The organism is Mycobacterium sp. GA-1841 (assembly GCF_001954135.1).
In the GTDB taxonomy this organism is placed as follows: domain Bacteria; phylum Actinomycetota; class Actinomycetes; order Mycobacteriales; family Mycobacteriaceae; genus Mycobacterium.
Window position 1 is genome coordinate 49,161 of the sequence record NZ_MBEQ01000053.1, and the last position, 10,899, is coordinate 60,059.

The window sequence follows — 10,899 nt, forward strand, 5'->3', positions numbered from 1 at the left end:
ATCAGCGGTCCTGTTGCATCGTGGCCCACAGGCCGGCGGCGTGCAGTTTGGACACATCGGTTTCCATCGACTCGCGGCTGCCGGCGGACACCACGGCCTTGCCCTCGTTGTGCACCTGCAGCATGAGCTTGGTGGCGTGCGGTTCGCTGTATCCGAACAATTTCTGGAGCACGTAGGTGACGTAGGTCATCAGGTTGACCGGATCGTCCCAGACGATGGTGACCCACGGAGTTTCGCCGGCCGAATCTTCCCGTGACGCCGTCCCGACGCTGCGTTCCTCGCGGGTCCCCGGTCGGGCCTTCGCCGGTGTAACCATGGGCCCACAATACCGGCTGGGGTGCGCGATCTTCACACAGCCGTGAACAGCTACGGTTGCTGGTGTGACCGTCGCGTTGCTCACCGACAAGTACGAGCTGACGATGCTCGCCGCCGCGTTGCGCGATGGCACGGCACACCGCCGCACGACGTTCGAGGTGTTCGCCCGGCGGCTGCCCGAAGGGCGTCGCTACGGCGTGGTCGCGGGCACGGGCCGGTTTGTGGAAGCGTTGGCAGAGTTCACGTTCACGTCCCGTGAGCTCGATACCCTGTCGGACTTCTTGGATCCGACGACACTGGATTTCTTGGCCGGTTACCGGTTCAGCGGCGACGTCGACGGCTACGCCGAGGGCGAGCTGTACTTTCCGGGCTCGCCGGTTCTCTCGGTGCACGGCACCTTCGCCGAGTGTGTGGTGCTCGAGACCCTCGTGCTGTCAATCCTCAACCACGACACCGCGATCGCCTCGGCCGCGGCCCGCATGGCCGGCGCGGCGCAGGGTCGGCCGATGATCGAGATGGGTTCGCGCCGCACACACGAGGCGGCGGCGGTCGCCGCAGCGCGGGCGGCCTATCTCGCCGGCTTCAGCGGATCGTCCAACCTGGCGGCCCAGCAGCGTTACGGCGTGCCCGCACTGGGGACCGCCGCGCACGCCTACACCCTGCTGCACACGACCCTGTCCGGACCCGACGAGCAGGCGGCGTTCCGCGGCCAGGTGGAAGCCCTCGGCATCGACACCACCTTGTTGGTGGACACCTACGACATCACCGCGGGAGTGGCCAACGCGATCGCCGCGGCCGGCCCACAGCTGGGCGCGGTGCGCATCGACTCGGGAGATCTGGGCGTGCTGGCCCGCCAGGTCCGCCGGCAACTCGACGAACTGGGCGCCACCGGCACCCAGATCGTGGTGTCGGGAGATCTGGACGAGTTCGCCATCGCGGCGCTGCGCGCCGAGCCCGTCGACAGTTACGGTGTCGGCACCTCGGTGGTCACCGGATCGGGCGCTCCGACGGCAGGCATGGTCTACAAACTGGTCGAGGTCGACGGGATTCCGGTGGCCAAACGCAGCAGCCGCAAGGAATCCCATGGTGGTCGCAAACAGGCGCTGCGACTGGCCAAGGCCTCGGGCACGATCGTCGAAGAAGTGGTCTACCCCTACGGGCAGGTGCCGGCTGAACCCACTGATCTCACCGTACGTCCGCTCACCGTGCCGCTGGTGACCGGCGGCGTGCCCGTCGACGGACACGATCCCGCCACAGCCCTGGCCGCCGCGCGCGAGCGCGTTGCCACCGGATTGCACAGCCTGCCGTGGGATGGACTCAAACTCTCCCGCGGAGAACCCGCCATCCCCACGCGGGTCGTGCCCCCCAAACCATGACGACCAAATCGAAGCCATCGCCTCAGGTGGCCAACGTGGTGACCAACCTGCTCAAGATCGCTGTCAAGGGTCTCGGCGGAGCCAGCCGCCCAGGGCAGGTCCAGATGGCCGAGGCCGTCGCCAACGCCTTCGAGACCGGCCAACACCTGGCCGTGCAGGCCGGTACCGGGACCGGCAAGTCACTGGCCTACCTGGTGCCCTCGATCGCGCGGGCATTGCAGACCGAGCAGCCCGTGGTGGTGTCGACGGCCACCATCGCGCTGCAGCGTCAGCTCGTCGATCGTGATCTGCCGCGGCTGGTGAACTCGCTGGCCGACGCGCTGCCCCGCAAACCCACCTTCGCCCTGCTCAAGGGTCGTGGAAATTACCTGTGCCTGAACAAGATCCACAGCGGCGCGGCCGCGGAGCCGTCCGACACCCTTCCCCAGGACGAGCTGTTCTCCCCCATGGCGGTCAGTGCCATGGGCCGCGACGTCCAGCGGCTGACCGAGTGGTCCTCGGACACCGAGACCGGTGACCGCGACGAACTCGTCCCCGGGGTACCGGACCGGTCCTGGTCTCAGGTCAGCGTCTCGGCCCGGGAATGCATCGGGGTGTCGCGGTGTCCGTTCGGCACCGACTGCTTCGCCGAGCGGGCGCGGGAAAAGGCCGGGGCCGCCGATGTCGTCGTCACCAATCACGCCTTGCTGGCGATCGATGCGCTGTCGGACTTCTCGGTGCTGCCCGAGTACGAGCTGCTGGTGGTCGACGAGGCGCACGAACTGGCCGACCGGGTCACCGGAGTGGCCACCGGCGAGTTGTCGCCGACGTCCATGGCGGTGGCCCACCGACGGATGGCCCGGTTGGTGGATGACGAACTGGCCCAACGCTTCGAGGCCACCGTCGCCACGCTTTCCTCACTGCTGCACGAGGTCGACGCCGGCCGCATCGACGTGCTCGACGACGAGTTGGGCACTTACCTGACCGCACTACGCGATGCGGCCAACGCGGCGCGCACCGCCATCGACACCACACCCAGTGATCCTCAGGCGGCCTCGGCACGCACCGAAGCGGTCACCGCGCTCAGCGACGTCAGCGACACCGCCACCCGCATCCTCACGTCGTTCGTCCCACCGATCCCCGACCGCCTCGACGTGGTCTGGGTGGAACAGCCCGATCCCCCGGCCGCCGGGAACACCCCGCGCGCCGGGGCGCGCACCGTGATGCGGGTGGCCCCGATGTCGGTCTCGGGGCTATTGCGCACCCGGCTGTTCGCCAACACCACCGCGGTGTTGACCTCCGCCACCCTGACCCTGGGCGGCAACTTCGACGCCATGGCCCGCAACTGGGGTTTGGGCGGTTACGACGATGACGAATCCGCAAAACCGGGCTGGCGCGGCCTGGATGTCGGCTCACCGTTCGACCACGCCAAATCGGCAATCCTGTACGTGGCCAAGCATTTACCGCCGCCGGGACGGGACGGTACCGACACCCGCACCTTGGACGAGATCGAGGGACTGATCACCGCGGCCGGCGGCCGCACCCTGGGCCTGTTCTCCTCGATGCGCGCGGCCAGAGCGGCCGCCGAGGTGATGCGCACCCGACTGTCCACCCCGGTGCTCTGCCAGGGTGAGGACACCACATCGGCTCTGGTGCAACAGTTTTCCGATGATCCCGAGACGTCACTGTTCGGCACCCTGTCGCTGTGGCAGGGGGTGGATGTGCCGGGCCCGTCGTTGTCGCTGGTACTGATCGACCGGATTCCGTTCCCCCGCCCCGACGACCCATTGCTGACCGCCCGGCAACGGGCGATCAGTGCACACGGCGGCAACGGCTTCATGTCGGTCGCCGCCAACCATGCCGCGCTGCTGCTCGCCCAGGGCACCGGGCGGCTGTTGCGCCACACCGATGATCGCGGCGTGATCGCCGTGTTGGACTCCCGGTTGGCGACCGCACGTTACGGCGGCTATCTGCGATCGTCGCTGCCCCCGTTCTGGTCCACCACCGACTCCGACCGGGTCCGTCAGTCACTGCGGCGGCTGCGCGGCGCGGCCGGATAACCCAACTTCTCCACGCTCGGTTAACTAGTCTGTGCGGCAATGACCCGCGCGGACGGTTGCGGCCGCCCGAGTGCACCGGAAGGCAGCGAGATGAGCAGACGCGCACTGGCCGCCATCGCTCTCGCGGGGGGCATGGTGCTGACGCTGGCCGGTTGTTCCGCGCTGGTGGCCGGCGCGCCGGTATCGGTGTTCAGCGATCCGTTCTCGGTGGCCGGCATGCCTGCCACCGACGGCGCCAGTGGGCTGCGTCCCGATGCCGCGGAGCCCACCCGGACGGTGAAGAACACCGACGGCGGCCCGATGGACGAGCTGGCCGCCAGCGCCGTCAGCGATCTCGAAGAGTTCTGGTCCGCCTCCTACTCGGAGGCATTCGATGGCGAGTTCCAACCGGCGCGTGCCCTGATCTCCTGGGACGCCGAGAGTTTCGACGGCGACTTCTGCGGCATGGAGACCTACGGGCTGGTCAACGCCGCGTTCTGCAAGCCGGACCGCACCATCGGCTGGGATCGCGGCGTGCTGATCCCGGGCCTGCGCCGGCAGAACGGCGATATGGGCGCCGTCATGGTGCTGGCGCACGAATACGGGCACGCGATCGGGCAACAGGCCGGCCTGACCAACCGCACCACCCCCACCCTGGTCGCCGAACAGCAGGCCGACTGCCTGGCCGGCGCCTACATGCGGTGGGTGGCCCAGGGCGATTCCCCCCGGTTCACACTCAACACCGGCGACGGGCTCAACAACCTGCTGGCCGCCGTGATCGCGTTCCGCGATCCGTTGCTCACCGAGGCGGAGGCCCGATACGGCATCGACGAGCACGGGTCGGCGTTCGAACGGGTCTCGGCGTTCCAGTTCGGCTTCACCGACGGGCCCGCGGCCTGTGCGGCGATCGACGTCAAGGAGATCGACCAGCGGCGCGGCGATCTCCCGGTCCTGTTGCCCGAGAATCAGAGTGGCGATTTGGACATCACCGAACGGTGGGTCCGCTCGATGGTCGACGCCCTCAACATCGTCTTCGAACCGGCCGTGCCGCCGACGCTCGATTTCCAGGCCGATGCCGCCGTCGACTGCCCGAGCGCGCGGCCCAGCCCCCCGGTCTCCTACTGTCCGGACACCAACGCCCTCGTGATCGACCTGGCCGAACTGCAGGTGTTGGCCGCGCCACCGGACGACTTCGGTTCCGGCGGGCTGGCCGGCGGTGACAACAACGCCTACTCGGTGCTGATCTCGCGCTACATGGTGGCCCTGCAACACGCCCGCGGGCTCGTGCTCGACAACGCGGAGGCCGCCCTGCGCACCGCCTGCCTGACCGGGGTGGCCACGGCCAAGATGATCAAGCCGGTGCGACTGCCCAACGGCGACACGATTCTGTTGACCGCCGGCGACGTCGACGAGGCGGTGTCGGGCATTCTCACCAACGGGCTGGCGGCCAGTGACGTCAACGGCGAATCGGTGCCCTCGGGCTTCGCCCGTATCGACGCCTTCCGGGTCGGCATACTCGGCGACGAGGAGCGCTGCCTCAAGCGGTTCGCCTGACGCTGCCTGCGCGGCCGTCTCCCGCTCGCCGCGTGCGGCTCACACCACCTTCGTCGTTCCGTACCAGGCCAGCACCGCCTCGGATTCATCGGTCGAACGGGTCAGCACGGCGTAGGACCGGATGAACGACTGCCCGACACAACCGTCGATCTTCACCCGGAAGTTACTGATCATCACCCACGGCTCGGTGCCCTTGAACTCCTTTTCCACCACCGGGACGAGGTTGATCAGACCCGGTTTGAGCCCGATCGTGATGCCGCCGCCGATGTTCGCGCCGACCCCCGGCAGGATGCCCTCGGGCCAGGGTGAGATCACGTCGGTGCCGAGCACTCCGATCGAACTGTTGAGCCCGGCGGTGCCGGTCAACGCAACACCGTTGGACGTACTCATGTCGATGCCGCAACCGATCTGGTAGCCGGCCTTCAACGTGCCGCGCGGTTCCTCACCGGTATCGGGCCCGGTCATCGCACCGCGATAGGTTCCGCCGACGACGTATTCCCGGGACGACACCGCGGTGGTCAGTGGCGGCACCGCGGCCTGCGTCTCGTCGCCGGCCGACACGGTCAGCTCCCAACCGTCGGGCGTCGTGAGGACAGCCGGTGGGGTCGACTCGACAAGGTCGGCAGGGCCGGGTTCACCTGGCGTGGGCACGATGCCGGCGGCCACCTCGCTGTCCGGGGCGATGACGGGCTCGGCCTTCGCCGCGGCCTCCGACATCAAACAGGCCAACGACACCGCGGCGAGCAGTCCGAACGAGCGAATCAACACGGGCGGCCTCTCGTTACAGTTCCGGACGGAAACGTATCGCCACGTTCCGTCGGGAACAAGAATGCCTAACTACTTACCCGAACCTCGTCACGCCCGATCACTCAGGTCGGCATTTTCAAAACGAACCCACATTCCAGCGCCACCCAGCAGGCACCGTCGGGGCCGATCGCCAGTCCGTGCGGCTCACTGCCGGCCGGTAGGTCGATGGTCACCACCTCGCCGTCACCGCTGATACGGGCGATCTGGTCGGCGCCCCACAAGCTGACCCACACGCCGTCGGTCGGATCGGCGACCACGGCATGCGGCTTGCCCGGCAGGTCGAGCTCCTGGATGGCGTCGTGCACCGGGATCCGGCCCACTTTGTCGGCCCGTATCTCGGTGAACCACACCGCGTCGTCGTGAGTGGCCGCGATACCCACCGGACCGGCTGCGGCAGTGGGCAATTCGCGCACGGTGAGCTTCCCCTCGACCGTCAATCGGCCCACCGAACCGGACTCGTTGAGGGTGAACCACAACGCGTCGTCAGGCCCTTTGGTGATCATCGACGGCATCCCGCCGACCACGGCCTGGGTGGTGATCTCGCCGTCCGTGCCGATCCTGCCGATCTCACCCGACGACGTCGTGGTGAACCACAACGCGTCATCGGGTCCGGTGGTGATGCCGTATGGCCCACTGCCCGAGGGCAGTTCGAAAGAACTCAGCTCTCCGGCGGTGGTGACGCGGCCGATCCGGTCGTCGCCGTACCGGGTGAACCACAGGGCCCCATCCGGTCCGGCCGCGATGATCGTCGGCCGCGAGTCCTGCCCGACCGGATACGTGGAAACCTCACCGGTGGCCGACACCCTGGCCACCGCGCCGCTGTGCACCAGGGTCACCCACATGGCACCGTCGCTTCCGGCAGCCAAGGCATACGGGCCGCCGTCGAGCCCAACTTTGAGCGCCTTACTCAAGCCAGTGCCACCAGGCCGAGCTCGTTGTCGGCGGTCAACAACCGGTGGTGTGGCAGGACCCGCACGGTGTAGCCCACCGGCCCGGCCACCGGCAGCGGAGTAGTGGTCGAGAACACCTCCGCACCGCCCTCGGCCGAGTCGATGTGCGTCATCGGTACGGTCACCGGATTGACGATCACATCACCGGCGTCCACCCGGCCGAGCACGGCCTGCACCGTGACCTCCTCGGACCGCAGTCCGCCGAGCTGCACGGTGGCGGTCAGCGTCAACTCCGAGCCCAGCAGCGGGGTGTCGGGCAGACCGTAACTGTCCACGTCGGTGATCTGGACCTTCGGCCAGGCCTCCTGCGCCCGCCGCCGGTAATCGGCCAGTTCCCGGGCCGCCCCGAACGGCTCCCCCGACGCGGCCTCGACGGTCTGGCGCAGCGACAACGCCGCAGGAAGGTAGTACTTCTCGGTGTAGTCGCGCACCATGCGGGAGGCCAGCACCTTCGGCCCCAGCACCTGCAACGTGTGGCGCACCATCTCCACCCAACGCGTCGGTACGCCGTGTTGGTCGCGCTCGTAGAACTTCGGCGTGACCGCATGCTCGAGCAGGTCGTAGAGCGCGGCGGCCTCCAGGTCGTCGCGACGGGACTCATCCTCCACCCCGTCCGCCGTCGGGATCTCCCACCCGTTCTCGCCGTCGTACCACTCGTCCCACCAGCCGTCCCGGATCGAGAGGTTCAGTCCGCCGTTGAGCGCGCTCTTCATCCCCGAGGTGCCGCACGCCTCCAGCGGCCGCAACGGATTGTTCAGCCAGACGTCACAGCCCCAGTACAGCAACCGGGCCATCGACATGTCGTAGTCCGGCAGGAATGCGATCCGGTGCCGTACCTCCGGCCGATCGGCGAACCGCACGATCTGCTGGATCAGCGCCTTGCCACCGTCGTCTGCGGGGTGCGACTTGCCCGCCACGATCAGCTGCACCGGCCGATCCTCGTTCAGCAGCAGCTTCTCCAGCCGCTCCGGGTCGCGCAGCATCAGCGTCAACCGCTTGTATGTGGGCACCCGTCGCGCGAATCCGACGGTCAACACCGACGGGTCGAAAGCCGTTGCGATCCATCCCAGTTCAGCCTCGGACGCGCCACGCTCCAACCAGGAACGGCGCAGGCGCTCACGTACGTCGGCGATCAGCGTCTCGCGCAGCTGCGACCGGATCCACCACAGGTGGCCCGGGTCGACCTGCTGCAACCGCTCCCAGACCGCGGGCTCGGCAGCTTCCGAACCGATCAACTCACGGCCCAGCTCAAGCCATTGCGGGGCAGCCCAGGTGGGCGCATGCACGCCGTTGGTGATCGACCCGATCGGCACCTCGGCCGGATCGAACCCGGGCCACAGATCGTTGAACATGTGCCGGCTGACCCGGCCGTGCAGCAGCGATACGCCGTTGGCGCGCTGGGCAAGCCGTAAGCCCATGTGCGCCATGTTGAACTTCGACGGATCGTCCTCGGCGCCGAACGCCACCACCCGGTCCAGCGGCACACCGGGCAGCAGCCGGGAATCGGCCGGGCCGCGCGACTCATACTCTTCGCGCGAGCGCTCGTCGGCCGGACCACCGAAGTAGCGCTTGACCATCTCCACCGGGAACCGGTCGATGCCCGCGGGCACCGGGGTGTGTGTGGTGAACACCGTCGAGGACCGCACCACGGTCAGTGCGGTGTCGAAATCCAAACCGGCCGAGACCAGTTCGCGTATCCGTTCCAAACCCAGGAAGCCGGCATGCCCCTCGTTCATGTGGAACACCTCAGGAGACGGCAGGTTCTCCAGGTCGATGAATGCCCGGATGGCCCGGATACCACCGATCCCGGCCAATATCTCCTGGCGGATCCGGTGTTCCTGGTCACCGCCGTAGAGCCGGTCGGTCACGCCACGCAGTTCGTGCTCGTTCTCGGGGATGTCGGAATCGAGCAGCAGCAGCGGAACCCGGCCCACCTGGGCGATCCACACCCGTGCCCGCAAGTCGCGTGAATCCGGCAACGCCAGCTCCACCAGCACCGGATCGCCCGCGGCGTCGCTGAGCAGGCGCAGCGGCAGACCCTGCGGATCCAGGGCGGGATAGTTCTCGTGCTGCCAGCCGTCGGCGGTCAGGGACTGTCGAAAGTAACCCGAGCGGTAGTACAGGCCGACTGCGATCAACGGCAGACCCAGATCCGAGGCGGATTTCAGGTGATCGCCGGCCAGGATCCCGAGCCCACCGGAGTAGTTGGGCAGCACGCCGGCCACCCCGAACTCCATCGAGAAGTAGGCGATACCTTTCGGCATCTGCTGCCCCTCGGCCTGTTGTTGCTGATACCACAGCGGCCGGCTCAGGTAGTTGTCCAGATCGGCGGCCAACTCGTCGAGGGAGGCAAGGAATGCCTCGTCGCCGGCCAATTCGTCGAGCCGTTGCGGGCTGACCGCGCCGAGCAATGCCACCGGGTCACCGTTGCTCTGCTGCCACAGGTCCGGATCGAGCACGGCAAACAGATCCTGAGTCGGTTTGTGCCAGGACCAACGCAGGTTGATCGACAGCCGTTCCAACGCAACCAGACGTTCGGGGAGGTGCGCGCGGACAGTGAACCGTCTCAGGGCTTTCACGCGACCCAACCTTACTGACAAATCGGGTTCGCGCAGTCCTGCGCGATAGACCGTGCTCTTGACCACCGCGAGGTTGGGCGGCCCACTACGGTGGGTATCAGACGCGACAAGGCAAGTGAACGAGTGACTGCCGCTTGACCGTGACGACGTGAGGAGTGGATGGGTGGCCGGTCGTATCGGAATCGACGATGTCGCGCCTGTGGTCTTCGGCGGGCAATTCCCGGCGAAAGCCGTCGTGGGTGAGGTGGTGCCGGTGCGGGCCACGGTGTGGCGGGAAGGCCATGACGCCGTGTCGGCCACCCTGGTGGTGCGGTACCTCGGCACCGATTACCCGCGGCTGGCCACCGGGGCGGGCACCGCACCGCTTCCGGTCCCCATTGACGCCGTCTTGTCGACCAGCCCAGTGTTGCCGACCAGCCCAGTGTTGCCGGCCCACCCCGCGCCGCAGCCCATGGATGATCCGGCGCGCATTGCAACGCCAGGTCCAGCGCCACCTCGACGCCCTGGTCGCGGGCGGCGGCGACGAACGCGTCGAAGTCCTCGATCGTGCCCAGCGCCGGGTGCACGGCATCATGGCCGCCCTCGTCGCTGCCGATGGCCCACGGCGATCCGACGTCGCCGGGCCCGGCGGTGACGGCGTTGTTGCGGCCTTTACGGTGCACCTTGCCGATCGGGTGGATGGGCGGCAGATAGACGATGTTGAAACCCATACGGGCGATGCGGGGCAGTTGCTCGGCGGCGGTGGCGAAGGTTCCGTGTACCGGATGCCCGGCCTTGTCCCAGCCGCCGGTGGACCGCGGAAACATCTCGTACCAGGAGGAGAACCGGGCCAGCGGGCGGTCCACCCAGACGCCGTATTGCTCACCGCGGGTGACCAACTCGCGCAGCGGATACTGCTCGAGCAGGTCGGTGACCTCCTCCGACAGGGCTGTTCCCGCGCGCAGGAACGGGTCGCCGGGGGTTCGCAGGGCTGCGGCCGCCTCGATCAGCGGGTCACGGAGTTTGCGGGGAACCCCGGCCGCGGCACGTTCGAGCAGACGTGCCCCGATCAGCAGATCGTTGGACAACTCGGCTTCACTCTGGCCGGCGCCGAGTTTGGCCTCGACCGCGTGTCGCCAGGTGGCCAGCGGATCTCCCCAGCCGTCGACCCGGTAGGTCCACAGGCCGACGCTGTCGGGGGTGAACTGGCCATGAAAAACGTCGGGGACGTCGCCTTGAACCATCGGTAGGGCTTGCGGCTTGATGCGCTGGGTGGGCTGCGCCGCGGGGTCGGCCGGCAACACTGCGCTGGTAGGCAACA

Annotated in this window: 7 protein-coding genes and 2 pseudogenes; 4 read left to right on the plus strand and 5 right to left on the minus strand. The window is 68.0% G+C overall.

Translation table 11 applies throughout. From position 1 onward, the window contains the following. Position 1 precedes the first annotated feature (1 nt). Positions 2-316 (minus strand): ATP-dependent Clp protease adapter ClpS, encoded by a 315-nt coding sequence (clpS, locus tag A5740_RS12325; RefSeq protein ID WP_076194415.1) that lies wholly within the window; start codon positions 314-316, stop codon positions 2-4. 64 nt (positions 317-380) lie between these two features. On the opposite strand from clpS, the gene A5740_RS12330 reads away from it, so the two are divergent. From A5740_RS12330 to A5740_RS12340, 3 genes are all read left to right on the plus strand, one after another. Next, on the plus strand, positions 381-1,691 hold the full coding sequence (locus A5740_RS12330) for a nicotinate phosphoribosyltransferase (RefSeq protein ID WP_076194416.1): 1,311 nt from the start codon (positions 381-383) through the stop codon (positions 1,689-1,691). Continuing rightward, entirely contained in the window at positions 1,688-3,730 is a 2,043-nt protein-coding gene (locus tag A5740_RS12335) for an ATP-dependent DNA helicase (RefSeq protein ID WP_076194417.1), read from the plus strand. Before A5740_RS12330 ends, A5740_RS12335 begins: the two co-directional genes overlap by 4 nt. Before the next feature lie 90 nt (positions 3,731-3,820). Beyond that, the gene (locus A5740_RS12340) at positions 3,821-5,263 is read left to right on the plus strand and encodes a neutral zinc metallopeptidase (RefSeq protein WP_076194425.1); all 1,443 of its coding nucleotides are present in this window, start codon (positions 3,821-3,823) and stop codon (positions 5,261-5,263) included. A 39-nt stretch (positions 5,264-5,302) separates the two neighbouring features. On the opposite strand, the gene A5740_RS12345 is transcribed toward A5740_RS12340, so the two are convergent. From A5740_RS12345 to A5740_RS12355, 3 genes are all read right to left on the minus strand, one after another. Further along, entirely contained in the window at positions 5,303-5,980 is a 678-nt protein-coding gene (locus A5740_RS12345; protein ID WP_083654081.1) for an MspA family porin, read from the minus strand. 152 nt (positions 5,981-6,132) lie between these two features. Then, entirely contained in the window at positions 6,133-6,912 is a 780-nt protein-coding gene (locus A5740_RS12350; protein WP_254849165.1) for a virginiamycin B lyase, read from the minus strand. 65 nt (positions 6,913-6,977) lie between these two features. After that, positions 6,978-9,599 (minus strand): glycosyltransferase family 1 protein, encoded by a 2,622-nt coding sequence (locus tag A5740_RS12355; protein ID WP_076194420.1) that lies wholly within the window; start codon positions 9,597-9,599, stop codon positions 6,978-6,980. 163 nt (positions 9,600-9,762) lie between these two features. Here A5740_RS12355 and A5740_RS12360 point away from each other — a divergent pair. Beyond that, positions 9,763-9,948, plus strand: a pseudogene (locus A5740_RS12360) (maltotransferase domain-containing protein); the annotation flags it as partial. A gap of 97 nt (positions 9,949-10,045) precedes the next feature. On the opposite strand, the pseudogene A5740_RS12365 reads toward A5740_RS12360, so the two are convergent. Next, positions 10,046-10,899, minus strand: a pseudogene (locus A5740_RS12365) (maltotransferase domain-containing protein); the annotation flags it as partial.

Coding starts and splice junctions, on each gene's coding strand:
- clpS (WP_076194415.1), bottom strand. CDS start 316: ATGGTTACACCGGCGAAGGCCCGACCGGGGACCCGCGAGGAACGCAGC.
- A5740_RS12335 (WP_076194417.1), top strand. CDS start 1,688: ATGACGACCAAATCGAAGCCATCGCCTCAGGTGGCCAACGTGGTGACC.
- A5740_RS12340 (WP_076194425.1), top strand. CDS start 3,821: ATGAGCAGACGCGCACTGGCCGCCATCGCTCTCGCGGGGGGCATGGTG.
- A5740_RS12345 (WP_083654081.1), bottom strand. CDS start 5,980: ATGTCGGAGGCCGCGGCGAAGGCCGAGCCCGTCATCGCCCCGGACAGC.
- A5740_RS12350 (WP_254849165.1), bottom strand. CDS start 6,912: ATGTGGGTGACCCTGGTGCACAGCGGCGCGGTGGCCAGGGTGTCGGCC.